This window comes from Prevotella sp. oral taxon 306 str. F0472 (assembly GCF_000257925.1).
Taxonomy (GTDB): domain Bacteria; phylum Bacteroidota; class Bacteroidia; order Bacteroidales; family Bacteroidaceae; genus Prevotella; species Prevotella vespertina.
Map to the genome: position 1 here is coordinate 108,550 of NZ_AJIN01000011.1, position 26,053 is coordinate 134,602.

At 40.4% G+C, this 26,053-nt stretch carries 22 protein-coding genes; 14 read left to right on the forward strand and 8 right to left on the reverse strand.

What is annotated here, in order from left to right:
• Nucleotides 1-735, forward strand: a complete 735-nt coding sequence (locus HMPREF9969_RS01515; RefSeq protein WP_009434046.1) for a YebC/PmpR family DNA-binding transcriptional regulator — start codon at nucleotides 1-3, stop codon at nucleotides 733-735.
• A gap of 115 nt (nucleotides 736-850) precedes the next feature.
• Here HMPREF9969_RS01515 and HMPREF9969_RS01520 read toward each other — a convergent pair whose 3' ends face one another.
• Complete coding sequence (locus HMPREF9969_RS01520) at nucleotides 851-2,836, reverse strand: OPT family oligopeptide transporter (RefSeq protein WP_009434183.1); 1,986 nt, start codon at nucleotides 2,834-2,836, stop codon at nucleotides 851-853.
• Nucleotides 2,837-2,921: 85 nt separating this feature from the next.
• Here HMPREF9969_RS01520 and tsaA point away from each other — a divergent pair, with 85 nt between their 5' ends.
• On the forward strand, nucleotides 2,922-3,587 hold the full coding sequence (tsaA, locus tag HMPREF9969_RS01525; protein WP_036894651.1) for a tRNA (N6-threonylcarbamoyladenosine(37)-N6)-methyltransferase TrmO: 666 nt from the start codon (nucleotides 2,922-2,924) through the stop codon (nucleotides 3,585-3,587).
• A 342-nt stretch (nucleotides 3,588-3,929) separates the two neighbouring features.
• Here tsaA and abc-f read toward each other — a convergent pair whose 3' ends face one another.
• Both abc-f and yihA read right to left on the reverse strand, forming a co-directional pair.
• Entirely contained in the window at nucleotides 3,930-5,720 is a 1,791-nt protein-coding gene (gene abc-f / locus HMPREF9969_RS01530; RefSeq protein ID WP_036894598.1) for a ribosomal protection-like ABC-F family protein, read from the reverse strand.
• Between the two features lie 11 nt (nucleotides 5,721-5,731).
• Complete coding sequence (yihA, locus tag HMPREF9969_RS01535; RefSeq protein WP_009434207.1) at nucleotides 5,732-6,331, reverse strand: ribosome biogenesis GTP-binding protein YihA/YsxC; 600 nt, start codon at nucleotides 6,329-6,331, stop codon at nucleotides 5,732-5,734.
• Between the two features lie 110 nt (nucleotides 6,332-6,441).
• Between yihA and HMPREF9969_RS01540 the strand changes: the two genes are divergently transcribed.
• From HMPREF9969_RS01540 to HMPREF9969_RS01555, 4 genes are read left to right on the forward strand one after another with little or no spacing between them, the layout of a single operon-like run.
• Complete coding sequence (locus tag HMPREF9969_RS01540) at nucleotides 6,442-7,425, forward strand: Gfo/Idh/MocA family protein (protein ID WP_009434137.1); 984 nt, start codon at nucleotides 6,442-6,444, stop codon at nucleotides 7,423-7,425.
• Nucleotides 7,426-7,467: 42 nt separating this feature from the next.
• Nucleotides 7,468-8,655, forward strand: coding sequence for a DUF4421 domain-containing protein (locus HMPREF9969_RS01545; protein ID WP_036894600.1), 1,188 nt, complete (start codon nucleotides 7,468-7,470; stop codon nucleotides 8,653-8,655).
• 3 nt (nucleotides 8,656-8,658) lie between these two features.
• Entirely contained in the window at nucleotides 8,659-9,633 is a 975-nt protein-coding gene (locus tag HMPREF9969_RS01550) for an N-acetylmuramoyl-L-alanine amidase-like domain-containing protein (RefSeq protein WP_009434155.1), read from the forward strand.
• Between the two features lie 41 nt (nucleotides 9,634-9,674).
• Entirely contained in the window at nucleotides 9,675-11,105 is a 1,431-nt protein-coding gene (locus tag HMPREF9969_RS01555) for a sodium:solute symporter (protein ID WP_009434109.1), read from the forward strand.
• A gap of 700 nt (nucleotides 11,106-11,805) precedes the next feature.
• Here HMPREF9969_RS01555 and HMPREF9969_RS01560 read toward each other — a convergent pair.
• Nucleotides 11,806-14,094, reverse strand: a complete 2,289-nt coding sequence (locus HMPREF9969_RS01560) for an NADP-dependent malic enzyme (RefSeq protein WP_009434140.1) — start codon at nucleotides 14,092-14,094, stop codon at nucleotides 11,806-11,808.
• A gap of 122 nt (nucleotides 14,095-14,216) precedes the next feature.
• On the opposite strand from HMPREF9969_RS01560, the gene HMPREF9969_RS01565 reads away from it, so the two are divergent.
• The 3 genes from HMPREF9969_RS01565 to HMPREF9969_RS01575 are packed head-to-tail and all read left to right on the forward strand — an operon-like array spanning nucleotide 14,217 to nucleotide 17,823.
• Complete coding sequence (locus HMPREF9969_RS01565) at nucleotides 14,217-14,843, forward strand: TetR/AcrR family transcriptional regulator (protein WP_009434088.1); 627 nt, start codon at nucleotides 14,217-14,219, stop codon at nucleotides 14,841-14,843.
• A 57-nt stretch (nucleotides 14,844-14,900) separates the two neighbouring features.
• The gene (locus tag HMPREF9969_RS01570) at nucleotides 14,901-16,301 is read left to right on the forward strand and encodes a hypothetical protein (protein WP_009434132.1); all 1,401 of its coding nucleotides are present in this window, start codon (nucleotides 14,901-14,903) and stop codon (nucleotides 16,299-16,301) included.
• 22 nt (nucleotides 16,302-16,323) lie between these two features.
• Complete coding sequence (locus tag HMPREF9969_RS01575) at nucleotides 16,324-17,823, forward strand: MBOAT family O-acyltransferase (protein ID WP_009434125.1); 1,500 nt, start codon at nucleotides 16,324-16,326, stop codon at nucleotides 17,821-17,823.
• A gap of 390 nt (nucleotides 17,824-18,213) precedes the next feature.
• Here HMPREF9969_RS01575 and HMPREF9969_RS01580 read toward each other — a convergent pair whose 3' ends face one another.
• Genes HMPREF9969_RS01580 through HMPREF9969_RS01590 form a run of 3 tightly spaced genes read right to left on the reverse strand, consistent with a single transcriptional unit; the run spans nucleotide 18,214 to nucleotide 20,938 of the window.
• Nucleotides 18,214-19,389 (reverse strand): MFS transporter, encoded by a 1,176-nt coding sequence (locus HMPREF9969_RS01580; protein ID WP_009434184.1) that lies wholly within the window; start codon nucleotides 19,387-19,389, stop codon nucleotides 18,214-18,216.
• 57 nt (nucleotides 19,390-19,446) lie between these two features.
• Nucleotides 19,447-20,265, reverse strand: coding sequence for a 3-methyl-2-oxobutanoate hydroxymethyltransferase (gene panB, locus HMPREF9969_RS01585; protein ID WP_009434133.1), 819 nt, complete (start codon nucleotides 20,263-20,265; stop codon nucleotides 19,447-19,449).
• 49 nt (nucleotides 20,266-20,314) lie between these two features.
• Nucleotides 20,315-20,938, reverse strand: a complete 624-nt coding sequence (locus HMPREF9969_RS01590; protein ID WP_009434063.1) for an HAD family hydrolase — start codon at nucleotides 20,936-20,938, stop codon at nucleotides 20,315-20,317.
• Nucleotides 20,939-21,073: 135 nt separating this feature from the next.
• On the opposite strand from HMPREF9969_RS01590, the gene rsmG reads away from it, so the two are divergent.
• Genes rsmG through ruvC form a run of 3 tightly spaced genes read left to right on the forward strand, consistent with a single transcriptional unit; the run spans nucleotide 21,074 to nucleotide 22,987 of the window.
• On the forward strand, nucleotides 21,074-21,697 hold the full coding sequence (gene rsmG / locus HMPREF9969_RS01595; protein WP_009434190.1) for a 16S rRNA (guanine(527)-N(7))-methyltransferase RsmG: 624 nt from the start codon (nucleotides 21,074-21,076) through the stop codon (nucleotides 21,695-21,697).
• A gap of 54 nt (nucleotides 21,698-21,751) precedes the next feature.
• Entirely contained in the window at nucleotides 21,752-22,396 is a 645-nt protein-coding gene (locus tag HMPREF9969_RS01600; protein WP_009434043.1) for an MBL fold metallo-hydrolase, read from the forward strand.
• A gap of 15 nt (nucleotides 22,397-22,411) precedes the next feature.
• Nucleotides 22,412-22,987: a crossover junction endodeoxyribonuclease RuvC gene (gene ruvC, locus HMPREF9969_RS01605; RefSeq protein ID WP_009434230.1), complete on the forward strand. Its 576-nt coding sequence runs from the start codon at nucleotides 22,412-22,414 to the stop codon at nucleotides 22,985-22,987.
• Between the two features lie 350 nt (nucleotides 22,988-23,337).
• Here ruvC and HMPREF9969_RS01610 read toward each other — a convergent pair whose 3' ends face one another.
• Complete coding sequence (locus HMPREF9969_RS01610) at nucleotides 23,338-24,789, reverse strand: aminoacyl-histidine dipeptidase (protein ID WP_009434118.1); 1,452 nt, start codon at nucleotides 24,787-24,789, stop codon at nucleotides 23,338-23,340.
• Between the two features lie 77 nt (nucleotides 24,790-24,866).
• Here HMPREF9969_RS01610 and HMPREF9969_RS01615 point away from each other — a divergent pair, with 77 nt between their 5' ends.
• Nucleotides 24,867-25,061 (forward strand): hypothetical protein, encoded by a 195-nt coding sequence (locus HMPREF9969_RS01615; RefSeq protein ID WP_009434048.1) that lies wholly within the window; start codon nucleotides 24,867-24,869, stop codon nucleotides 25,059-25,061.
• Between the two features lie 23 nt (nucleotides 25,062-25,084).
• The gene (locus HMPREF9969_RS01620) at nucleotides 25,085-25,687 is read left to right on the forward strand and encodes an OmpH family outer membrane protein (RefSeq protein WP_009434085.1); all 603 of its coding nucleotides are present in this window, start codon (nucleotides 25,085-25,087) and stop codon (nucleotides 25,685-25,687) included.
• Nucleotides 25,688-26,053: the final 366 nt, after the last annotated feature.

The following is a 26,053-nucleotide window of genomic DNA, read 5'->3' on the forward strand; positions in this document are numbered from 1 at the left end:
ATGGGTAGAGCATTTGAATATCGCAAAGCTACTAAGCTCAAGAGATGGGGCCACATGGCTCGCACATTTACAAAGTTAGGTAAGGAAATCGCTATTGCTGTAAAGGCAGGTGGACCAGAGCCTGAAAACAATCCTCGTCTTCGTGCAATTATCGCTACATGTAAGCGTGAGAATATGCCAAAGGATAATATCCAGCGAGCTATCAAGAACGCAATGGGTAAGGATCAAAGCGATTATAAGGAGGTTCCTTATGAGGGTTATGGTCCTCATGGTATTGCAGTATTTGTTGACACATTGACAGACAATACCACACGTACCGTTGCCGATGTTCGTTCCGTATTCAATAAGTTCAATGGTAACTTGGGTACTCAAGGTTCTTTGAGCTTCCTCTTCGATCACAAAGCAGTCTTCTCATTCAAAAAGAAGGACGGCTTAGATATGGAGGAATTGATTCTCGACTTGATTGACTATGGAGTTGATGATGAGTTTGATGAAGATGAAGAAGAGAATGAGATTACCATCTATGGTGAGCCAACTAGCTTTGGTGACATTCAGAAACATTTAGAGGATAATGGTTTCGAGATAACTTCTGCAGAGTTTACACGTATACCAAACGACTTGAAAGATGTTACTCCTGAACAGCGTGAAACTATAGATAAGATGGTGGAACGACTTGAAGAGTTTGACGATGTACAGAATGTGTACACTAATATGAAGCCTGCAGAAGAGGAGTAAGATTCACCTTATATAATATGTATATAATAAAAGAGGATATGTCATTCAGACATATCCTCTTTTGTTTTCATACTGATTGTAATTGGCTTTATGTACAATCAGTATGACTTAGGATTTATTCTAACTCCTTCTTACTTAGTTTCGTTGCAGCGATAAAGTAGAGAATGAGTGCAATGTAAGCGATGAGTGAAAGGAGCTCTGATAGATGATTCTCCCACCATGTACCGTATTGGAACTCAATACCACCAAACTTCAGTAAGGCAGAGACGACTCCCATCAATGCTCCACCAGCAATGAATCCTGAAGCAATCAATGTTCCCTTCTCACCTCTAGCCTTGTTGATGGTTTCACTCTTAGAGCGAGTTGTCACATACCAATTGATAGCACCACCAACTAACAAAGGAATGTTCAGCTCAAGAGGAATGAACATACCCAAGGCAAAAGCTAGAGCAGGAACCTTGCAGCGGTCTAAGACTAAAGCTATCACAGCTCCAATAGCATAGAGAATCCAAGGTGCACCTTGACCACTCATCAATGGTTTGATAACGGCTGCCATAGCATTCGCTTGTGGAGCAGCTAACTTACCCGAATTGAAACCATAAGTTTTATCTAAGACAATCATCACACCAGCAACGGTTGCTGCAGAAATTATAGTGCCGAGGAACTTCCATGTTTCTTGTTTCTTTGGAGTTGTTCCTAGCCAATAACCAATCTTTAAGTCTGTTATAAAAGATCCCGCCATTGATAAGGCTGTACAAACAACGCCACCCATGAGAAGTGCTGCTAACATACCAGCGTTGCCTTTCAAACCTACAGCAACCATGACTACTGAGGCTAAGATAAGTGTCATTAATGTCATACCAGAAACAGGATTGCTTCCTACAATAGCAATGGCATTAGCGGCAACAGTGGTGAAGAGGAAAGCTATGATGGTCACAAGAATAATACCAACAACAGCATGGAGCAGGTTAAAGTTCATTACTCCGAAGTAAAAGAACAAGAAAGTGATAATCAGCGTTGCAATACTTCCGAAGGCTATAATCTTGAAGGATATGTCTCTTTGTGTGCGAAGAACCTCTGACTGATTGCCTCCTTTACCTTTCATCTCTTTGGCTGCTAATCCAACAGCACTCTTGATAATTCCCCATGATTTCACTATACCAATGATACCTGACATAGCAATACCACCAATACCAATAGAACGTGCGTAAGACTTGAAGATAACTTCAGGTGCCATCTGACCAACAGCTGTTGTAATGGTTGGATCCCACTGATTCAATACAGTGTCATGGAATAGGAGAGCCATACCAGGAACAATAAGCCACCATACAGCCAGGGAACCTAAACAAATGATGAAAGCATACTTTAGTCCGATGATATAACCAAGTCCGAGTACTGCAGCTCCTGTATTTACTTTGAATACTAGTTTTGCTTTCTCTGCGATTGTTTCACCAAAACCAATCATTCTGCTTGTTACGTTTTCGTTCCAGAAACCGAATGTTGCTACAATGAAATCGTATAAACCACCAACGAGTCCTGCAAGAAGTAATGGTTTTGCCTGGCTTCCACCTTTCTCACCACTGACAAGGACTTGTGTTGTAGCTGTTGCTTCAGGGAAAGGATACTTGCCATGTTGATCTTTAACAAAGTACTTGCGAAAGGGAATTAAGAATAAGATTCCTAATACACCGCCCAGTGCCGCTGCAATGAAAATCTTTAGGAAGTCAGCTTGCAAGTCTAACATATAGATAGCTGGCATGACAAAGATTCCACCCGCAACAACGGCTCCTGAACAAGCACCAATACTTTGGATGATAACATTCTCGCCAAGTGCATTCTTACGTTTAGTGGCAGAGGACAATCCAATAGCAATAATAGCGATTGGTATAGCTGCCTCAAATACTTGTCCAACTTTCAAACCTAAGTAAGCTGCGGCTGCGGAGAATAATACTGTCATTAGGATACCCCAAGTGATAGACCATGGGCTTACTTCTCTGTAAGTTTGTTGAGGAGACATGATAGGGTGATACTCCTCACCTTCCTTCAATTCTCTGAAAGCATTCTCAGGAATTTCAATACTTTGTTCTGTTTTATTTTCCATTGTTTAATAGTATTATTTGTTTGCAAAGATAAATAAAATCGTTTATTTAATGCCTAATAAAAAGCAAAATATTAACTTTGCAACTGTGAAAGAAATAGAACCTATAGCCTTCTTCCGTTCTCCTTTAACTTCAAAGTTTGGGATACCTAGACAGAGCGGATTAGCCCATAATCTTGTGGGGCGTATTGTCTTTGAAAAGAAATATCAAAGAGAAGAAGCCTTACGTGGTTTAGAAGATTTCGATTACTTGTGGTTGATATGGGGATTTTCGGCTAATCCTTCGTCTAATGAAATCAAGTTTACTGTTCGCCCACCACGATTAGGAGGGAATAAGCGTTTGGGAGTCTTTGCTACTAGGTCACCTTTCCGCCCTAACGGACTTGGTTTATCTTCTGTTCTTATTAAGCAAATCACCGAAAGTGAAATTGAAGTTATAGGTGCCGACCTTATGGATGGTACCCCCATATATGACATAAAGCCTTATATTCCGTATGTCGATAGTCATCCAGAGGCTAAAGGTGGCTTTACGGACAAGAAGGAGTGGCAGAAACTTTCAGTTTATATTCCTGATGAGATAGCAGCTAAGTTTGGAGTCGAGGAACTTTCTGCCTTAAAGGAAGTCCTTGCGCAAGATCCTCGTCCACAATATCAACACAATCCAGAGCGTGTTTATATAATGCCTTTTGGAGGAAAGGAAGTATTTTTCCGTGTGTCAGAAGGCTTACTTAATGTTATTCGTGTGCGTTCTTAATGGTAAAGGGGTACATAAATTGTAGTGAAAATGATGTCCCGATAGTACATTATTCTGACTTCAAATATAGGAAAGAAGATACTAATAGAATAAGTACAATCGAAATGTATATATGTTTTGAATAAAGCGATAGTATCTTTTCCTAAAAACGATACTACTTCTCAATGAAAATGATAGTACTTTTTCTCGAAAACGATAGTACCTTTTTGGAGGAAGCTATTGTGAATATGTAACTACCTGATTATCTGATATATAAAAAAGAAAGCTCTTTCGTAAGAAAAAGCTTTCAATAATTTAATGATAACCTGTGTGATAAAAGGACTTTACTTGTCCTCAAACGGGTTAAATTAACTCCGAAAGTTCTAGCCATCTAAGTTCTAACTCATCGAGTTCATCTTTTAATATTGGCAATCGTTTACTCTTTTCGGTTAATTCTTCTACCGAGAGATTACCAGAGCAAAGTTCTTCTTCTAGTTGTTTCTGTTCTGTTTCTAGTTGATTGATCTTCTCTGATATTTGTTCGTATTCTCGTTTCTCTTTGAAGGTCATCTTGCGCTTCCCATTTATCGAAGAATTGTTCTTAGCTTCTGTATTAACCTGTTTCGTATTCTTTACTGGCTTTGTTTGATTATCTTCTTTGGATTTCATCTTCTGATAATCTCTGTATTGCGTGTAGTTACCAGGGAAGTCTTGTATTTCTCCTTCACCTTTGAATACGAGCAAATGATCAACGACTTTATCCATAAAATAGCGGTCGTGCGAAACAACTATAACACAGCCGGGGAAGTCTTGCAAATACTCTTCTAGAATCTGTAAGGTTTGAATATCTAAGTCATTAGTTGGCTCGTCCAGTACGAGGAAGTTAGGATTCTTCATGAGTACTGTACAGAGATATAGCTTACGTTTCTCTCCGCCAGATAGTTTGTAAACATAATTATGTTGCTCTTCAGGAGAGAAGAGGAAGTAATTTAAGAATTGAGAAGCAGTCATGTGTTTACCGCCTCCCATATCGATGTAATCGGCTATATCCGTGATGATATCAATAACTTTTTGATCGTCACGGAACTTTAATCCTTCCTGTGAGAAATAACCAAAGCGCACGGTCTCTCCAATATCGAATCGTCCGCTATCGGGAGCTACCTTTCCAAGAAGCATCTTAATGAAAGTTGACTTGCCTGTACCATTATTTCCCACGATACCCATCTTCTCAAATCGTGCAAAGTTATAATAGAAGTCGTTGAGGATAACCTTATCATCAAACTTCTTCGATACGTATTGGCATTCGAAGATCTTACTACCTATATAAACGTTAGAGGACTTTAGTCTTACTTGTCGTTCTTCTATGCGTTGTTTGGCTTTTGCTTCTAACTCATAGAATGCCTCTTCTCGATAGCGTGCTTTATGCCCACGTGCTTGTGGCATACGACGCATCCATTCTAACTCTGTGCGATAAAGGTTATTGGCACGTGCTATCTCGGCACGTGTATTATCAATACGTTCTTGTCTCTTCTCTAAGTAATAAGAATAATTACCTCGATAGGTGTAGATCGTGTTATTGTCTAATTCAAGTATCGTGTTACACACATTGTCAAGGAAATAGCGGTCGTGTGTAACCATAAAAATTGTTTTATTGCCACGTGATAGATAACCTTCAAGCCATTCAATCATCTCTAAATCTAAATGGTTCGTCGGCTCGTCAAGAATGAGAAAGTCTGGCTCGAGGATAAGAACATTCGCTAGTGCTACACGCTTCTGCTGTCCGCCACTTAATTGTCCCATTGGTTGGTCAAGATTAGTGAGCTTTAGCATTGTTAGAATTTGCTTTGCCTTCAATAATCTTTCTGGATTTCCCTCATGATTAAAGCAGGCGTCTAGCACACTCTCTTCGGGATCAAACTTCGGGCTCTGTTCTAGAAGTCCTACACGTAAGTCATTGCGATAGATAATAGAACCAGTATCATAGCTTTCTTTTCCAATTAGAATAGATAATAGGGTAGACTTACCCGTACCATTCTGTGCTACTAATCCTATGTGTTGCCCTTCAGCTATCGAAAATGAAATATCTTTGAAAAGAACCTGTGCTCCAAAGCTCTTAGTTAAGTTTTGGACATCAAGGTAAGGTATCTGTGCTATGTATTTAGGGGTTATTCCAGTGTTGCGTTTATCTGGTCAATATAATCAAGTACTTCGTCTCGCCCAGTCTTGTCTTCTGATGAGGTGATGAAGTAAGGAGGCAATACTTCCCATCTGTCTTGTAACTTCTTCATCCATAGTAATGCGTTAGACTTAGCCTTTGCAGGAGATAGCTTGTCAGCCTTAGTGAAGATGATAGAGAAGGGAACATTGCTCTCTCCCAACCAATCGACAAACTCACGATCTATCTTCTGTTGCTCATGTCGAATATCAATGAGAACAAACACATTGACCAGTTGTTTGCGCTGTAGAATGTATTGCGCTATCATCTGCTCCAGCTTGTTACGTACCGTCTTAGAGTTCTTAGCATAGCCATAACCAGGGAGGTCAACCAAATACCATTCATTATTAATAATGAAGTGGTTGATGAGTAAAGTCTTACCGGGCTTAGCCGATGTCTTAGCCAATCCTTTATGGTTGCATAACATATTAATAAGACTTGATTTACCAACATTAGAGCGTCCGATAAATGCATATTCTGCTTTAGTATCATCAGGACATTTTGATAAACTAGGCGATGATATAGTAAATTCTGATTTCTTAATTATCATTCCGATTTATGTATAATTGTGTACCCTATGTTGCAAAGATACTAAAAACTTAAGAGCTAGGTCTGGTTAGTTGATAGTTTTTTAGTAATTTTGCAGAAAAGCAAAGAGCAATGAAGCAAATTAATTGGGGTTTTATAGGCTGTGGGGAGGTCACAGAGAAGAAGTCAGGACCTGCGTTTAATGAGGTTATGGGCTCACATGTAGTAGCTGTTTTTAGTCGTAGCGAACTGAAGGCACGCTCTTATGCCGAACGCCATAATATTAGAAAATGGTACACAGATGCGCAGGAGTTAGTTGATGATCCTGATGTGAATGCCGTATATATTGCGACGCCACCTGCTGCCCATGCCACATTCGCTATCATGGCAATGCGTGCTGGTAAGCCTTGTTACATAGAGAAGCCATTGGCTGCATCTTACGAGGATTGTGTTCGTATCAATCGCATATCAGAACAGACGAATGTTCCTTGCTTTGTTGCTTATTACCGCCGTTATCTCCCGTACTTCCAAAAGGTAAAGGAGATAATAGATAATGGTACAATCGGAAATATCCTAACCGTGCAAGTACGCTTTGCTGTACCACCGCGCGATCTAGATTATAAGAGTAATGTACAACATCCGTGGCGATTACAATCGAATATTTCTGGTGGTGGATACTTTTATGACTTAGCTCCCCACCAGTTAGACTTGCTTCAGAACTTTTTTGGTGTTATTGTTAAGGCACATGGCTATACAGCTAACCGAGCCGGACTTTATGATGTTGAAGACACTGTAAATGCTGTGTTCCGTTTCGAGAATGGTCTCACTGGCAGTGGTGCTTGGTGCTTTGTCGCCCATGAGAGTGCGCGTGAGGATCATATTGAGGTTTATGGGACAAAGGGACGTCTGTCGTTCTCTGTCTATACATACACGCCCATCCACCTCTGTACAAGTGAGGGCGAAAAGGATATAGAAGTAGCCAATCCGCCTTACGTTCAGCTACCAATTATTAAGTCCGTCATAGAAGATATGCAGGGATATGGCTCTTGTGATTGTACAAGTATCAGTGCGACCCCAACGAACTGGGTGATAGATCGTATTCTTGGTAAGATATAGAAGCCTTACTACATTTACATATTATTCAAATCCGTGTTATCAATGAATCAGCTTATTAATCGTTGTGTTTTGTTATCATTCCTCTTGTTCTTTATGGGAATAGGGATAGCGAATGCACATACTTCGACAAGAGCGGTTGGTAACCTGGAACATACACTTGACACTATACGCTGGATGCGAGTAGATTCTAGTGCTTATAGGAATAAGGCGGAATACCACAAGAAGAGAAAGACTGGCTATAAGTTCAATGACATAGATACAAGCTATATTGAGCCACAGCGATACAACTTTACTACGATGCTACAGAATACGAACACTTACGAGGTGTATCGTATAGCGAGCGATAAAGGGCAAAGCATTACCTTTGCTCCAGAGGCTAATATCCGCATTGGACCTTACTTCGGTTGGCGGTGGATATTCCTAGGTTATACCGTTGATATCACGCATTTACTACGCAAGATTAATGATAAGCGCAGGCAGGAATATGATTTAAGTTTGTATAGTTCGATGCTAGGCATTGATATCTATTACAGAAGGACTGGTAACGATTATAAGATACGGCAACTCTATCTTGGTGAGACTATTAATACCGACCCCATAAAGGGGGCTGGCTTTGACGGATTAACCTCAAGTATCAAAGGTTTCAATATTTATTATATCTTTAATCACCGCCGTTTCTCTTATCCTGCAGCTTTCAGTCAAAGCACCATACAACGTCGCTCTGCAGGTAGTCCGTTATTAGGTATCGGTTACACGAGACACACACTAGAGGTTGATTGGAAGGAGCTAAACAACCTTGTTGCTAATCGTCTAGGAGGGAGCGTTGCGGTGGATAGCACTTTGATGTTCGATAAGATAAAGTACACGGATATATCTGTTAGTGGTGGCTATGCCTATAATTGGGTCTTTGCCCACAACTGGCTTCTTGCTAGTTCGTTGTCTGTTGCACTGGCTTACAAGCAGAGCTCGGGCGACGTGACACATAAGCGTTTCTCCATCAGTGACTTTAAGTTCAATAACATCAACATAGATGGTATCGGGCGTTTTGGACTTGTATGGAACAATAGTAAGTGGTATGCAGGTATGAGCATGATACTCCATGCTTACAATTACAGGCGTAGTAACTTCTCAACAAATAACTTCTTTGGTAGTGTCAATCTTTATGTGGGCTTCAACTTTGGAAAGAGGAAAGCGAAGAAGAAGGAAGGCTATCAAGAACAGAAAGGATAAGTGATGAAGCAGAAGTATAGCATAATTGGTTTGTTTCTCATTGCATTGACTGCATGTGGGGCTAAGACGATAGAGAATAAGCATAAACAGCAGAGGGTAGTGGCTGAAAAGATAGAAGATAGTTCCGTGAGTGCCGAACATCATGCGAACAAAGACGCCTTACCTGCTTATATTGATTCTTATTCTAAAGCAGACAGTGCGTTGGTATGTGGTATCTTACAAGATATGGCTGCACAAAGGCATAGTCTATCACATGAGGAGCTAATCCTCACGATAGCCCGCAAGTTTATAGGTGTTCCTTACGTTGCGCACACATTGGATAAGAACGATGAGGAAAGACTTGTCGTCAATTTACATGGATTAGATTGCACCACTTATGTTGAGGCTGTGACGGCTCTAACGCTATGTGCTGAGCGCGGCAAACATAAGTTCTCAGATTACGTACACCAATTAGAACTGATTCGTTATCGTGGCGGTAAGATGAGCTACGTGAACCGTCTTCACTATTTCCATTGGTGGTTGGAGGACAATGTGCGCATGGGATTTGTCAAAGAGATCAACACGCCTAACCCACCTTTTACAGCGGTACAAACATTGAAAATAAACTATATGAGCCTTAACGCAAAGGCGTATGATATGCTAAAGAATAACCCGAGGCGTGTGGCTGAACTCAAGAAATTAGAGGATGCTAGTAACGGAACAAAGGTGCGCTATATCCCTACTGCCTTGCTGAATAATAACAACGAGTTGCGAGAGGTTATCCATGATGGCGACATCATAGCTATTGTAACTAACAAGCGGGAACTCGATACAACTCATCTCGGCTTTGCCGTTTGGCATGAGGACGGACTCCATCTCATGAATGCCTCCAGTCTTAAGAAGAACGGCAATAGGGTAGTAGAACCTACCGAAACGTTCTATCAGTATATGACGTCACGACCATCGAATATCGGTATTCGTGTTGCTAGAATCAAATAAACGGAACACACGGGAACTCATCTTCTCACTTTATCTACATCATGATTATAATTGCTACGATTGCAGTCTACTTCTGCATACTCTTACTCTTCAGTTTGCTTACAGGGCGCAAAGCCGATAACGAGACTTTCTTCCGTGCCAATGGTAAGTCACCATGGTATTTGGTGGCGTTTGGTATGATAGGTGCTAGTATCTCGGGCGTGACTTTTGTAAGTGTACCGGGTATGACTCTCACAAGTAATATGACCTATATGCAAACCTGTTTGGGCTTTATCGTGGGTTACTTCGTCGTGGCTTATCTGCTATTACCCGTTTATTATCGTCTACGCCTGACAACCATCTATACTTATTTGCAAACCCGCCTCGGCAATAGGAGTTACAAGACGGGCGCAGCCTTCTTCCTCTTGTCAAAGATGGCAAGTGCAGCCGTTCGCTTCTATGTTGTCTGCATGATACTCCAGCAATTCGTTCTCGACAAATACGCCATTCCGTTTCCCATAACCGTTGTGGTGTTGGTTGCATTGATATGGCTCTATACACGGAGGGGCGGAATACGCACCCTTGTATTGACCGATACATTTCAAACACTTTGTATGCTCCTTGCTCTGTTGCTCATAATATATAAGGTAGTGGATGTACTCGGATTGAATCTCCCTCAAGCCGTGCAAGCCATCGCAGCAGATAGCCATTCGCGCATCTTCGTATTAGATGATTGGGTATCAACACAGAACTTCTGGAAGCAGTTCCTTAGCGGTATCTTCATCGTCATTGTGATGACAGGACTTGATCAGGACATGATGCAAAAGAATCTTACTTGTAAGACTTTGCGTGAGGCACAAAAGGATATGTGCAGTTATGGCTTTGCATTCGCCCCCGTCAATCTCCTGTTCTTAGCCCTGGGAATCTTATTGATGATGTATTACCAACGGGTGGGGCAAGCTCTTCCTGCAGTATCAGACGATTTGATGTTACAGGTCATTGCAGGCGGTCAATTAGGTACATGGGTCGTAATTTTGTTTACGATTGGTATTGTTGCAGCCTGTTTCTCCAGTGCTGATTCTGCCCTGACAGCCCTAACCACAACCTTCTGTGTCGATATCTGTAACCAACGCAAGGACGAGCGGTTGCGCAAGTGGTCTCACCTCGGTGTATCTGTTGTGTTCGTGTTGTTTATCCTCATCTTTCGTTATGTCAATTCCACGAGTCTGATAGATGCAGTCTATACAATCGTCTCTTACACTTACGGACCTCTCTTAGGTCTTTTCGCCTTTGGTCTTTCAACGAAACGCAAGGTGAATGATCGCTATGTTCCATTTATCGCTATTGCCAGTCCACTCCTATGTTTTGCCTTAGACATGATTGTTTCTAACGCTACAGGATATAAGTTTGGCTACGAATTACTGATGTTGAATGGACTCCTAACTTACGTAGGCTTGTGGCTGAATAAGGCTCATCTTCTTTCTAATAAATAGTACTTACGAGCGTGAACTCATAGTAATATCTTCCGAAGACTTACTATATCCGATTCGTTCTAACAGGTTTGCTCTTCCGAAGACTTGTTATATCTGATTCGTTCTAACAGGTTTGCCCAGTTCCTCTCACCTGTTTGCGAATCGTTATACACTTGTTCCAGCATTCTTACTCACGTGTTCCCCATTTCTTTCTAGCGTGTTACGCATTCCTTTCTCACGTGTTTCCCATTTCTTTCTAGCGGGTTGCGCATCTCTTGCTCACGTGTTCCAGCATTCTTACTCACCCGTTCTCCATCTCTTTCTCACGTGTTGTGCATCATTTACATTGCTATGTAAAGTTAGTTTCATCATGATGAGACACAAGTTTCATCACGATGAGACACTAGTTTCATCATGATGAGACACTCGTTTCACCATGGTGAGAATAAGAAAAGACACGGAACTCAAAGACGCAAGACACATGAGAAAGAGATGCGCAACACGTGAGAAAGAATGCTGGAACAGGTGAGAAAGAAGGCGGAAACCTATTAGTCAAAGAGCGCACATAGGGTGTAAGTTTATAGGTTTAGTATATGATTGCAAGTAAGCGAGTAGGTTACTGAGGGGATATTTTAAAGCGTATGAATAGTATATAGCACTAAACGAATAAAGCCCAGACTTATGCAAGTCTGAGCTTTATTAATATGTGCTTGAAAACAGATTACTTATTCTTCTTCAACTTCTCCACGTATGCGTCAATCGCAGCAACCGCTGTGATGTTTACGATGTCACGAACGGAACTCTCGAAGTCGGTAAAGTGGATAGGCTTGTTCAATCCCATCTGAATCGGACCAATGACTTCCGCCTCTGGGCTTAATGCCTGTAGGAGTTTGTAACCACTATTAGCCGATGACAAGTCGGGGAACACGAGTGTGTTGACATCCTTACCTTTTAGGCGTGTGAATGGGAATTTCTCGTCACGTAGCTCCTTGTTCAAAGCGAAGTTAACTTGCATCTCACCATCGATAGCGAGGTCTGGACACTCGGCTTGCAACTTCGCAACAGCCTCACGCACCTGCTCTGGGGAGCCTCCATTATCTGAGCCGAAGTTAGAGAATGAGAGCATTGCAATAGCTGGCTCGTCGTTGAAGAACTTAACGGAATGGGCTGCCAAACGTGCCACATCAGTTAGGACATCACTATCTGGATGGCGGTTGATCAAGGTATCTGCGATGTAGAATACACCTTTCTTTGTATTCAGAATATGCATGGTTCCGAAGTGTTTATACTCGGGACGGATTCCGATAACTTCCTTTGCAACCTTAATCGTATTGCTGTATTTGGTGTATAGACCCGTAATAAACGCATCAGCATCACCATTCTCAACCATTGACATACCATAGTAATTGCGCTCATACATCTTATCGTATGCCTCCTCGAAGGTATATCCCTCACGGGCACGCTTCTCGGCTAAATGCTTAGCGTAAGTGGCGCGGTGACCTTGCTCCTTATCGGCACGCATATCAATGATTTCTATGTCACTGATGTCCAACTTCAGGCGATTTGCCACACGATTCAAGCGGTCTTGATTACCTAAAAGGATAGGTACGCAAATGCCTTCTTGCTTTGCCTGTACAGCTGCCTTCATCATGGTAGGGTGACCACCTTCGGCAAAGACAATGCGCTGTGGGTGCTGAGCGGCTGTTGCGTGGAGTGAGCGGGTGAGCTTTGTCTCTTGCCCTAACATCTGGCGCAGGTGCTGCTTGTAAGCCTCAAAGTCCTTGATTGGCGTACGGGCTACGCCGCTATCCATGGCAGCCTTAGCTACAGCAGCACTTACCTCAGTAATTAGTCGTGGGTCGACTGGCTTCGGGATGAAATACTTAGGACCAAAGGTGAGGTCGTTTACATGATAAACCTCATTGACAACGTCTGGCACCGTTTGCTTAGCTAGGTCGGCAATAGCATGTACTGCCGCCATCTTCATCTCTTCGTTGATAGCCTTCGCATGTACGTCCAATGCTCCACGGAAGATATAAGGGAAGCCAATTACGTTGTTAATCTGGTTGGGATAATCTGATCGACCTGTTGACATGATTACGTCTGGGCGAGCTGCAATAGCGTCATCGTATGAAATCTCTGGTACTGGATTGGCTAATGCAAACACAATAGGTTTCTCGTTCATAGAACGAATCATATCCTGTGAGAGTATATTACCCTTTGATAGTCCAACGAATACATCAGCTCCGTTAATCGCCTCTTCTAAGGTGTGTACATCTCGACGATCAGTAGCAAATAACGCCTTTTGTGGGGTGAGGTTCTCACGATCTGAAGTGATGACCCCCTTAGAATCTAGCATTACGATATTCTCTTTCTTGACGCCCAATGCTACGTACATCTTCGTACATGAGATAGCTGCAGCACCAGCACCATTCACTACGAGTTTGATCTTGCTAATATCTTTACCTGCTACCTCTAGGGCGTTCTTCAAACCAGCAGCAGAGATAATTGCAGTACCGTGTTGGTCGTCGTGCATTACAGGGATATCTAGTGTGCGCTTCAATCGCTCTTCGATAGCAAAGCACTCTGGTGCCTTAATGTCTTCAAGATTAATACCGCCAAAAGTTGGTGCAATCTTCTCTACAGCTTCGCAGAACTTATCCGGGTCTTGTTCGTTAACTTCTATATCGAATACATCTACACCACCATATATCTTGAATAGTAAACCCTTACCTTCCATAACTGGCTTACCACTCATTGCACCTATATTACCTAAACCAAGAACGGCAGTACCATTACTAATAACAGCTACTAGATTGCCTTTAGTAGTATATTTATACACGTCATCAGGGTTCTGCTGTATCTCTAAACAAGGATATGCTACACCTGGTGAATAAGCCAAACTTAAATCAGTCTGTGTGCTATAGGGCTTTGTTGGTTTAACTTCAATCTTTCCTGGACGACCGTTATGATGGTATTCCAAAGCGACCTCTTTTGTTACCTTGACCATAATCTTATATAATTTTTTCTCGTGAATTATTTTATACGTAGCCACAAAGATAATAAAACTACCTAAAAAGCAGATACCATTCCCAAAGTTTTTTGTAATTTTGCAGAAAATTGAAACGATTAATGCAAAATACAAATAACGAGACTGTCTATCGACAGAAGCTAAAGGGGAGAATCCTTAAGGTTGCAGCTACATTATTCCATCAACATGGCATTAAGCAAGTTAAGATGGATGGTATAGCTAGTGATTTAAAGATATCAAAGCGTACATTATATGAGATTTACGAGACGAAGGAGGACTTACTCTTTGAAGTTTTACAGCGTAGGGAAGATATAGAACGCCAACAGGTTATAGAGTTTGATAAGCCTGGTACGAACGTTATCAACATTATTCTTGAGGTCTATAGGGTTCGAACATCAGAGTTTATCACGATTAATCCTCTCTTCTTTGAAGACCTTCAGAAATATCCTAATCTGTTAAGCTATGTGAGGAGATTGCATGAAAACAGAGAGGCAGAGATGGTGGACTTTATAGAAAGAGGTAAGAAAGAAGGCTATTTCCTTGAGCATGTAAACTATGATATAGTTCGTGAACTTTCATTTGCTTCAGAGCAGTTTGTTATGAATAATTGCCTCTTTAAAAAGTATGATATGAAGGAATTAAGTCGTATTATGATCATGTTGTTTGTTAGAGGTGTCTGCACAGATAAAGGTATTAAGCTATTGGATCAATACTTCTCTGAAAGCTAATACAGCCTTTACCAATAAAGATATAGTAAGGATAACTTCCATTAAAAGATAATTAAGATGAAGACTAACACATATAAAACGCTACTATTAACATGCTTAGTAGTAGTCTTTCTCTTGTTACTTCATTTCCTACCAACATTCAAGATAGGGGATACAGAACTGAGAGAAATTGATATCTTAAGTGATTTATCACGACAGAAGAAAGAGCTGAAAGATGTAATTCCTGCTCCTAAAACTCCTTCTACAACCCTTTCGTTGGAGAAGGATGGGAAAGTCATTAACTTCAAAGAGCAGTGGCCAAAAGGAACAGAACGTATCGTCGACTATTCTGAAGGTAAGCCAGGTGGTATGGATCACTTCTATGAGCAATTAACAGCATTAAAGGAGAAGAAGAACTTAGGTCGTCCTGTTCGTATAGCTTACTTTGGTGACTCTTTTATAGAAGGAGATATTCTCTTGGCAGACCTTCGTGAGGAACTCCAGAAGTATTATGGTGGAGAAGGCGTTGGATGGTTAGATGCTGGTAATGACCTTAATCAATACAAGCATACAACAACTCAGAAGTTCACCGGACTTACAGAACATCTAGTGAAGAAGCCTGATTCTTATGATGTTCTTCAAGCAGGTATGGCGGAACGTTATTATCCTCTTTCAGGACGTGCAAACATTAGCCTTGCTCCTTTCATGGCTCATGAATATCCACGAACTGAAAAGTGGAGTACAACACAGCTTTACCTACGTGCGAAGAATGGTGCTAGTGTAACTTTCCATATTGATGGAGGTAAGTCTACAACCGAACAGGTTTCACCTTCTCCTAATGTTCAGATGGTAAGATTCAACGGAGCAACCTCTCATGCTTCTATAGATATTTCTGGTACTAATGCAACTCTCTTTGCTACAGCACAAGAAGGCAATGGAGGTATAGTTCTTGACAACTTTAGTATGCGTGGTTCTAACGGGCTATCCTTATCAAAACTACCAGAGACCACACTCCGTCAGTTTGCTCAAGTTCGTCCTTATGATCTCATTGTCTTCCAATTTGGAGCCAATGCCATCACTCCTGCATCTAAGGAAAGAGAGCTACAAACATATACCTCTAAGATGAAAAGTGTCATACAACTCTTCCATAAGTGCTTCCCAACAGCAAGTATACTTGTGATAGGTGCGCCAGATAGAGGTTCGAAGTCTTCACCTGATGGTACAATGGAGGGAGTTAAGATGCTTGTTGGTTATCAAGACCAAATGGCTTCCGATTGTAAAGTTGCTTTCTATAGTCTCTATAAAGCAATGGGTGGACCTGGCACAATGATGCGCCTTGTTGATGAGAAGAATATGGGTTCTAAAGACTATGTTCATATTAATTTTAAGGGTGGTAAGTATGTTGCACCACGTATCTTCAAGTCAATAGTTGCTGGTCAGAACAACTACGCAAGAAAGATGAAACTTATACAGAAATAATAATCCAAAGTATATTACTATAATGATCCAAGATATATTATCTTATTTCGCATCACTAGATTTTAGCAAGATTGCTAACATCTTACTCTATAACCCCCACGAGCCTTTACTCTTCTCTTCTGGGGCTTTCTTGTTCATCTTCCTCTTCTTTATGCTTGTCTATTTCTGCTTGCGTAAGAAGGTCGATGCACGACTATTGTTCGTAACCCTCTTCTCTTACTATTTCTTTTATAAGAGTAGTGGTTTCTATTTCTTCCTACTTCTAATTGTCACTGTCAGCGACTTCTATATTGCACGACGTGTAGCACGTGGGAAGTATCCACGATTATGGTTAATTTTGAGTCTCCTCATTGATTTAGGTTTACTTGCATACTTCAAGTACACAAACTTCTTTGCTGGTCTTATTGCACAGATGATAGGAGGAAACTTTCAACCATGGGACATCTTCTTACCTGTCGGCATTAGCTTCTACACTTTCAAGACGATCTCTTATGTAGTTGATATCTATAGGAAGAAAGCACAACCCATGGAGTCATTGCTAGACTATGCCTTCTATGTAAGTTTCTTTCCAACGTTGTTGGCTGGACCAATTACACGTGCAACCGACTTTGGTCCACAGATTCGTAAGCCTTTACACATCTCTCCAGAGATGTTTGCACGTGGTGTTTTCTTCATCATTATAGGTCTGTTCAAGAAAGCTGTTATTTCAGATTATATCTCACAAAACTTTGTAGATCGAATCTTCGATAACCCTACCTTGTTCTCTGGTGGTGAGGTATTGTTGGGGCTTTATGGCTATACCATTCAAATCTACTGTGACTTTTCGGGCTATTCAGATATGGCTATAGGTATTGCCTTATTGATGGGTTATGAAATACCGATGAACTTTAATGCGCCGCTAACAGCTGATTCCATGACTGACTTCTGGCGTAGATGGCATATCTCTCTCTCGACATGGATTCGCGACTATGTTTATATATCTTTAGGGGGAAACCGAAGAGGAACGTTCTTCATGTACATCAATCAAATGATCGCCATGACAGCTTGTGGTTTATGGCACGGAGCTTCCCTTAACTTTGTTCTATGGGGCGTTATCCATGGTGCGCTTGTTTGTCTACATAAGTTCTGGTCGCAAACTATAATGCGTCATGATCGGCACTATCACCCAGCGGGCATTCGTCGCTTCTTCTCTGTATTGATTACCTTCCACGTTCTCTGTTTTACATGGATATTCTTCCGCTGTCGTGACTTTGAAAGTGCATGGATTATGATCAAGCAAATGTTTACGAAATTCAATCCATCTGTTCTCCCCGATGTCTTTGTAGCTTATAAGTATGTCTTTGCTCTAATGGCATTTGCATTGATTACCCATTTCTTGCCTAACTCTTGGCAAAATAATAGTGTCAAGCTCTTGCAAAAGGGTGGGGTTGTTCTTTCTGCTGTAGCTATCACCATCGTGATATTTATCATCATGCAGGTGAAGAGTTCAGACGTACAACCATTTATTTACTTCCAATTCTAAATAGTCTAACTGCTCTTTATGAAATCGTTTCAATTTCGTGAGGCAGTACAAGATTGTTGGATAGCCTTGATGTGAATAAAAAGAGTTGGATGTTTTATAAAAAATAAGAGAATAAGAACTCATTTTCTCTCTTTCTCTATACATTAGTTGTATGTGCCCAAATGCTCTCAATGAAAGTGTTTGGGCACTTTTATTGAGGGCTTAATTGATGTCTAACTAAAAGTCCATTTCACCTCTAACTTAAAGTACAATCGTCGTTTAACTTAAAGTACAAACCTACATTAACTTAAAGTCTATTTGTAGTTTAAGTTAAAGTCTAATTGCTGTTTAAGTTATAGCATAATTCCTCATTTAAGATAGAGTAATGGCCGTGGTTACTCTATCATCAAATTATCGGTTCTTATGCTTTACATACCACTTATGAATGAAGAATGTATAAAAGACAAGGCTGATAATAAGCACTATCAAACTTACCCATAAAACCAATATGCGGTTACAATGAAGTAAGGCAAAAGAAATAACTAATCCGATACCTATTCCTGTCTCCCAAGCTAGTATAAACGTACTTTGACTTGTACCACGTTGGCAGTGTCCTGCTAGCTTAATAAAGAAGAGTAAGAAACGACTACCTATGATACCAACGCCAAAACCTGTAAGTATGGGGGCTATATAAGTTACACTTGATTGGTTCCTTGTGAGCATTAATAAGACGGCTCCCCCCATAAAGAACAAACCTGTTGTGGCTTCACTACGAAGGTCGGCATTACTGAACGCAAATCGTTCGGCTAATAACGCAAGGATGAAGCCTAGCATTATAAAAGCATAGAACCTTGGGGTTTGCTCAATCGTTAACAACAAGCCCACGACAATGGTGATAAGGGTTGTGTTAATAAACAACCAATGACTACCCTTCAATAAGAATCTATCTAAGGAGAATCTGCATAGATCTTCATTAGGTAATCTAAATGGAAAACGTATAAAGCTGACAAGGATAAAGGATAGTGCTACACAACAACATGATACCAATAGCACGGAACCAAAGTTCATAGAATGATAAATGGTTAACCCTACTATTGGTCCTAATGCTAGTGCAAAACGTCCGAACCATGTTACAGCATGATTAGCCTCGGTGCGATGTACAGCCTCAACATTATCAATTACAAGTGTACTCAACAAGACTAGTTGTGATAAGCCATAGAACGAACCTTGTAAGAATCGTAAACCAACTAGAAAGACATAGTCTATGTTGATATTAGGCATTGTTGCCAAATAATAGAGTATGGCTGTCACTGCTAATAGCAATAGCGTTGATAGTAAGAACACCATCTTACGGCGATAACGTTGCACGAGATAAGCCGAACTATTGCCAAAGAGATACATTCCAACAAAGAAGATTCCTAATACCAACGCTATCTGTGGCATCTTATACCCATCACTCCTCAGTCGTATCGGTATAGCTGGAATCAACATATAGGATGACATAACCAACAGCAGGTTTGCTATTGCCAGTGTCCAAAAGTGCTTATCCCATAACCGTACATGAATAGGGGTATTCTGAGTATCCATAATTCTTGTCTTTAATATCAACTAAGCCTTAACGCTTTGAGGTTTCATAATAATGACTTAATAAGACTCTTCAATAGAAGGGAAAGACTTCTCCTTTACACACTTAATGTATTCTTGTACTCCTTCTGTCATGCACTTATTGACATCGGCAAAATGGCGTAAAAACTTAGGCTTGAAACCTTGTGTCATTCCAAGAGCATCGGCATATACAAGTACTTGACCATCCGTTTCATTACCTGCGCCAATACCAATAGTAGCTGCCTTTACCATTGAGGTTACCTTTGCTGCCAATGCAGATGGTACTTTCTCTAGTGTGATAGCACTAACACCTGCGGCATCTAACGCTAAGGCATCGTCAATGAGTTTCTGTGCTTCTGCGTCTTCTTTTGCACGAAGCCCATAACCACCAAACTTATGAATACTCTGTGGAGTTAAACCAAGGTGACCAATGACAGGAATACCAGCATCAACAATACCTTTGACAGTGTTAGCAATCTCTTGACCGCCTTCCATCTTTACTGCACCAGCACCAGTTTCCTTTATAATGCGTATAGCATTACGAATCCCCTCTTCACGGCTTACCTGATAAGAGCCAAATGGCATATCACAAACAACAAGGCAATGTTGGCAAGCCCTAACAACAGCACGTGCATGGTAAATCATCTGATCAATAGTAATAGGGGTTGTGTCCTGATTACCTGCCATTACATTAGAAGCTGAATCGCCAACAAGAATACTATCAATACCAGCAGCGTCGATTATCCCTGCCGTTGTGAAATCGTAAGCTGTCATTTGAGTTATCTTCTCACCTGCAGCCTTCATTTCTAATAGTGTCTTTGCTGTTACTTTCTTCTTATCTGTTGTTAAATATCCCATATATACCTTTTACCTTATTTTAAGTTTGTGTGTGCAAAGGTACTTGTTTTTAGTTATTTGGCAAAGTAAAACCAATATAATTGCGGATAACCTTATCCGTGTATTTCTTTATTTCATGTATAGGATTCGTTGTAGCTAAGCCAATCACACAAGCACCTGATGCTACACCAGAACGCAATCCATTAAAGCTATCTTCAAAGACAACACATTCCTTGGATTGTACTCCAAAGCGGGCTGCTGCCTTTAAATAACAATCTGGTGAAGGCTTGCTTTCTTCAAAGTCTTCAGATGTTAAGATTGCATCGAAATAGGATTGAAACTCTGGATGTTTACGATAAACATTTTGCATCTTCTCACGATTGGAACTTGTAACAACAGCTGTCTTTATCCCTTTCGACCTAAGCGCTTTAACGAAAGGTTCAAAGCCGTCAACATAGTTGAAAGGCATACTCTGTTCAAACTCATTCAGCTTATTTGTTATTTCTTGTTGTGTCTTCTCCTCCCCAGCGAAATATTTATCATAGATTTGGACTAAGGTCTGCCCCTTAATGATATATTCAAAGTCGGCTATTTCAGGGCAATATTCCTTCTTCATTTCACTCCAAAACGAGGTATATAATGACTCGGTTTCAAACACAACTCCATCTAAATCAAACAAACAAGCTTTTATCATTCTTTCTCCTTATTAATATTCTATACAATGCAAAGTTACGAAAACTTTTTGTAACTTTGCCTTCGCTAATCGATAATTAGGAAGGATACGGGTGCTGTTGATGAGTATTCTTCGTAGCATATAACAATACAACTAATGATTGATATTATAAAGAAATACTTCCCTAGTTTAACTACAGAACAGGAGGAGCAGTTTAATGCGCTTAATGCTTTGTATCATGAATGGAATGCGAAGATAAACGTTATCTCTCGTAAGGACATTGATAATCTCTATGAGCATCATGTTCTTCATTCTCTTGCAATAGCTAAGGTTATAAACTTTCGGGATGGTACTAATGTGTTAGACTTTGGAACAGGGGGAGGGTTTCCTGGTATTCCACTTGCCATTCTCTTTCCTGAAGCTAATTTCAAACTCATTGATGGTACTGGCAAGAAGGTGCGTGTTGCACAAGAAGTTGCTTCTGCGATAGGACTTACTAACGTTCTTCCCGCACATTTAAGAGGGGAGGAAGAGAAAGGTAAGTTCGATTTTATTGTATCTCGTGCCGTTATGCCACTTCCTGATTTAATGAAGATTGTCAAAAAGAATATAGCTCGTGATCAGCATAATGTCCTGCCCAATGGTGTAATAGTTCTTAAAGGAGGAAACCTTGAAGAGGAGTTGAAACCTTATAAGAATATTGTGGAGAAGACAGAGATTTCACAATGGTTTGATGAGGAATGGTTTAAAGGGAAATATCTTATTTATGTACCGGGATAAGTCATATAGTAACCTTATTCAAACGACTTTATCTTACAATTAACATCCAAAGAAATGCTAAGAATCCAGGCCTTTGAGGTTAATCCTCTACATGAGAATTGTTATGTCATCAATGATGAGACAAAGGAATGTGTCATCATTGATTGCGGTGCACTTACTGAAACAGAACAGAATGCTGTCATTGCGTATATAAATGATGAAGGCTTAAAGCCTGTTCATAATCTTGGTACACACGGACATTTAGATCATCATTTTGGTGATGCTGCAATTCTATCTGCATTCAACTTACAACCAGAAGTTGCTGAAGGGGATAAGGTGCTCATGCAACACCCGAGAGAAGCAGCCTTGCAAATGTTAGGGATGGATTTGAATATAGACCTTCCTGCAGGTAATTTGAAACTTACCGAAAATGAGGAAGTTAAGTTTGGTTCGCATACCTTTAAAATCATTCGTACACCTGGTCACTCACCTGGCTCTGTATCGTTCTATTGTGCGGAGGAGAATGTATTGTTTACTGGCGATACACTCTTTAAAGGAAGTATAGGTCGAACGGACTTCCCAGGGGGGAGCATGTTTCAAATAATTAGTAGTCTGCGTGAACTTGCACAATTACCAGATAAGACGATTGTCTATCCGGGGCATGGACCACGAACTTCTATCGGGTTTGAACTTGCTCATAACCCATATATGGACAGATAATTAGCAGACGATCGAATGCAAAAGAAAAGTGTTACGCCAGAAAAGATTCTCTTAGGGATTGATCCAGGTACTAATGTCATGGGCTATGGAGTTTTACGTGTTCGTGGCAATAAGGCGGAACTCGTTGTTATGGGTGTAATAGATATGCGCAAAGAGAAAGATGTCTATCTACGCTTAGGTAAAATATTCGATCGTGTTTCTGGTATTATAGCAGAGTACCTTCCTGACGAACTAGCTATTGAGGCTCCCTTCTTTGGCAAGAATGTACAATCAATGCTAAAGCTTGGGCGCGCTCAAGGTGTAGCGATTGCCGCCGCTATTCATCGTGACATTCCAATACAAGAGTATGCTCCTTTAAAGATTAAAATGGCAATCACGGGCAATGGTTCTGCATCCAAGGAACAAGTTGCAGGTATGTTACAGAAACTCCTTCACCTACGTGATGATCAAATGCCACACTTTATGGATGCTACCGATGCTGTTGCTGCTGCTTATTGCCACTTTTTGCAAATGAGTCGCCCTATAACTGATGCCCAACACTACTCCTCTTGGAAGGACTTTGCTAGGAAGAATGCAGAGCGAATTAAATAGGTATTAGCACCCGATTGTTGGTGCTGTTTAAAGGTCGTTCATACTTTAAGTTAAACGAGGCTTGTACTTTAAGTTAAACGACGTTTGTACTTTAAGTTAAAGGTCAATCGTACTTTAAGTTAAAGGTTGAATGCTGTTTCACTTTGTGTTTCATAGAGAGTGAAATGAGAGATGAAAGCTACTTTAAAGTATTGTATTTTCCATTGAAATGAATAAATCGCAACGCACTTATAGTTATCTAAAAAAGTCACCATACTTAGCATTCTGAATATGCTGTAAGTAGGGTGACTTATGATTTTATACCTTTATCTTGATAGGATTGATATCAGATGAAGGATAAAGAAAAAACCTTAATCGATGTTCTCAAGAACGGCTAAGAGATGATCCCAAACCATTTGAACAGTTGGAATAAGCAAACATTCATCTGGTGTGTGGACATATCGTAATGTTGGTCCAAAGCTAATCATGTCAAGCTCTGGATACTTCTCTGAGAATAGACCGCACTCTAATCCTGCGTGGATACCGAGGACACGTGGCTCTTTCCCGAAGAGTTTCTTATACTGTTCAACGGCGACATTTACTAACTCGGAATTAGGATTCATTTTCCATGCAGGGTAACTGTCGTTTACAACAACTTCGGCTCCAGCTAATTCGAAGCAAGCACGAACAGTGTTCGTCATGTTCTCAAGGTTACTCATAACGTTAGAGCGTTGTGAACTAACGATGATGAGCTTGTCTTCTGAAGTCTGGATGCTAGCAACATTGCTTGATGTTTCCACCATATAGGCTAAAGCCTCATCTTGACAATTTGTCAATGGACCATTATCAAGAGCTTGAAGAGCAAGGATGGCATTGTGAGAAACCTGTTTAGGCATAACCAATGCCGCATCAGCACTTTGAAGTGACCATTCCATCGAGGTATCTGTTACGTGAAATTCATCTTCAACGTTCTTGCTAAAGATGTTCCAATCAGCTTTCACCTCATCCTTATGGTTTGCTGGGACAGCAAAGAGTATTTTACCATCACGAGGGATTGCATTATGCATCTTACCCGAGTTCCACTGACTCAAACGTAGATCTAATTTGTTTTGTTCCATATAAAGGAAACGTGCAAGGACTTTGATTGCATTCGCACGCTTCTTGTTAATGTCATCACCAGAATGACCGCCGACTAACCCTTTCAAACTAGCTTCCATAAAGAAGTAGTCCTCTGGAGCTTGCTCACGATCAAAACTGAATGTAGCCGTTGTGCTATTACCACCAGCACAGCTAACAAAGATCTGACCTTCGTCTTCAGAGTCTAAGTTGATAAGGTACTTCCCAGTCATGAAGTTAGCTTCTAAGCCGAAGGCACCTGTTAAACCAGTCTCCTCGTCGCGAGTAAAGAGGCACTCGATAGGTCCATGTTTAATATCATTCGAGTCAAGGATAGCTAACTCTAGCGCAACACCAATACCATCGTCAGCACCTAAAGTTGTACCTTTTGCATGCAACCATTCACCATCAACATAAGTTTGAATTGCATCTTTATGGAAGTCAAACTCAACGTCAACAAGTTTGTCACAAACCATATCCATGTGACTTTGAAGAACAACAGTAGGCACATGCTCCATACCCTTCGTAGCAGCCTTAGAGATAAGTACATTCCCCGTCTTATCTACCTTAACATCGAGGTTACGTGCTTTCGCAAACTCTTGTAAATACTTAATCATTTGCTCTTCGTGCTTTGAAGGACGTGGTATCTGATTAATTTTCGCAAACTGCTCGAATACTCGAGCGGGTTTTAATTCTATATTCGCCATATTTAATAATATTTTATTTTGTTATCTTGCTCTTTTATATTACCTTTGCGCCGATAAACAATGCAAAGATAAAGAAAATGCTCGGAACATTATTATACTCATTGTTAATAATTGCTATTGCCATGTTGCTCTTAGGAGTGCGTGTTATGCTAAAGAAGAATGGGAGTTTCCAGTCACAACACATATCAGACAATGCCTACTTAAAGGAGAAAGGTATTAGATGTGTAATAGATCAAGACAAAGAAGCTCGCGCAAAGAACAAAGCTTATTAAAATAATCATTTAAACATACAATAATGAAGAAAACATTTTGTAGTATTGCAATGCTGGCAATGACAACATTCGCTTTTGTTGCGTGTAACAACCAGCCACAGAAGAACGATACAACAGAGACACAGTCAGGTACAACTGCAAGTGTATCAACCTCTGGGGCACAGAAGATTGCTTATGTAGAAATAGATTCTATCATGAGTCAATATACTTATTGGAAAGATGTAACTAAGATTATAAAGGCTAAAGAAGCTAACATTCAACGTACATTAGCTGGAAAGCAGAAGGCTATTCAAACTGCTGCTCTTAACTTCCAACAGAATGCTCAGGCTAATAAGTACACTCAGGCTCAGGCTCAACAGATTCAAGCAAGTATTCAGAAGCAAGCTCAGGATGCTGATGCTCTTCAACAGCGTTTGGGTGCTGAATATCAGAGTGAGGTTGCTAAGTACAATAAGGCTCTCTCTGATAGTGTTCACAATTACTTGAAAGAATACAATAAGGATAAGAAGTATGCTATTATCCTTGCAAAGAGCGGAGACAATATCCTATATGCTGATCCTGCTTACAACATTACAAACGAGGTTGTAAAAGGTATGAATCAAGCTTATAAGGGAATGGGTAAGTAATTGATAACTAAGAATCAATCGGGGTTTCTTGATTGTTACTTATTTATAATAGAATAGAAGTCAGTTGAAGAAGGTTTCAACTGACTTCTTTTATTATATTTAAAGTAGCCCAATACGATAACTTTACTATCTCAATAATCTTGATACAATTCAGTCTACAATCTTTTTACTAATTGTCCTTTAATATACTTCTAATTATAAAAGTAAGGAAAGAACGAATACTTATAGATTGGTGAGATAGTTTATTCCACGAATCATGATAGAAAGAGTGCCAATCAAAATAGCAACTTACAGGAGAAGGCTATGTTGATTGGCACTACCTTTATTTATAGCGTTTATTGTGCTAGACTAATATGAATAATGTTT

What these genes read in the sequence shown, in the direction of transcription:
- HMPREF9969_RS01515 (WP_009434046.1), top strand. Translation starts at nt 1, where the DNA reads ATGGGTAGAGCATTTGAATATCGCAAAGCTACTAAGCTCAAGAGATGG.
- HMPREF9969_RS01520 (WP_009434183.1), bottom strand. Translation starts at nt 2,836, where the DNA reads ATGGAAAATAAAACAGAACAAAGTATTGAAATTCCTGAGAATGCTTTC.
- yihA (WP_009434207.1), bottom strand. Translation starts at nt 6,331, where the DNA reads ATGATAATTAAGAAATCAGAATTTACTATATCATCGCCTAGTTTATCA.
- HMPREF9969_RS01540 (WP_009434137.1), top strand. Translation starts at nt 6,442, where the DNA reads ATGAAGCAAATTAATTGGGGTTTTATAGGCTGTGGGGAGGTCACAGAG.
- HMPREF9969_RS01545 (WP_036894600.1), top strand. Translation starts at nt 7,468, where the DNA reads ATGAATCAGCTTATTAATCGTTGTGTTTTGTTATCATTCCTCTTGTTC.
- HMPREF9969_RS01550 (WP_009434155.1), top strand. Translation starts at nt 8,659, where the DNA reads ATGAAGCAGAAGTATAGCATAATTGGTTTGTTTCTCATTGCATTGACT.
- HMPREF9969_RS01555 (WP_009434109.1), top strand. Translation starts at nt 9,675, where the DNA reads ATGATTATAATTGCTACGATTGCAGTCTACTTCTGCATACTCTTACTC.
- HMPREF9969_RS01560 (WP_009434140.1), bottom strand. Translation starts at nt 14,094, where the DNA reads ATGGTCAAGGTAACAAAAGAGGTCGCTTTGGAATACCATCATAACGGT.
- HMPREF9969_RS01565 (WP_009434088.1), top strand. Translation starts at nt 14,217, where the DNA reads ATGCAAAATACAAATAACGAGACTGTCTATCGACAGAAGCTAAAGGGG.
- HMPREF9969_RS01570 (WP_009434132.1), top strand. Translation starts at nt 14,901, where the DNA reads ATGAAGACTAACACATATAAAACGCTACTATTAACATGCTTAGTAGTA.
- HMPREF9969_RS01575 (WP_009434125.1), top strand. Translation starts at nt 16,324, where the DNA reads ATGATCCAAGATATATTATCTTATTTCGCATCACTAGATTTTAGCAAG.
- HMPREF9969_RS01580 (WP_009434184.1), bottom strand. Translation starts at nt 19,389, where the DNA reads ATGGATACTCAGAATACCCCTATTCATGTACGGTTATGGGATAAGCAC.
- panB (WP_009434133.1), bottom strand. Translation starts at nt 20,265, where the DNA reads ATGGGATATTTAACAACAGATAAGAAGAAAGTAACAGCAAAGACACTA.
- HMPREF9969_RS01590 (WP_009434063.1), bottom strand. Translation starts at nt 20,938, where the DNA reads ATGATAAAAGCTTGTTTGTTTGATTTAGATGGAGTTGTGTTTGAAACC.
- rsmG (WP_009434190.1), top strand. Translation starts at nt 21,074, where the DNA reads ATGATTGATATTATAAAGAAATACTTCCCTAGTTTAACTACAGAACAG.
- HMPREF9969_RS01600 (WP_009434043.1), top strand. Translation starts at nt 21,752, where the DNA reads ATGCTAAGAATCCAGGCCTTTGAGGTTAATCCTCTACATGAGAATTGT.
- ruvC (WP_009434230.1), top strand. Translation starts at nt 22,412, where the DNA reads ATGCAAAAGAAAAGTGTTACGCCAGAAAAGATTCTCTTAGGGATTGAT.
- HMPREF9969_RS01610 (WP_009434118.1), bottom strand. Translation starts at nt 24,789, where the DNA reads ATGGCGAATATAGAATTAAAACCCGCTCGAGTATTCGAGCAGTTTGCG.
- HMPREF9969_RS01615 (WP_009434048.1), top strand. Translation starts at nt 24,867, where the DNA reads ATGCTCGGAACATTATTATACTCATTGTTAATAATTGCTATTGCCATG.
- HMPREF9969_RS01620 (WP_009434085.1), top strand. Translation starts at nt 25,085, where the DNA reads ATGAAGAAAACATTTTGTAGTATTGCAATGCTGGCAATGACAACATTC.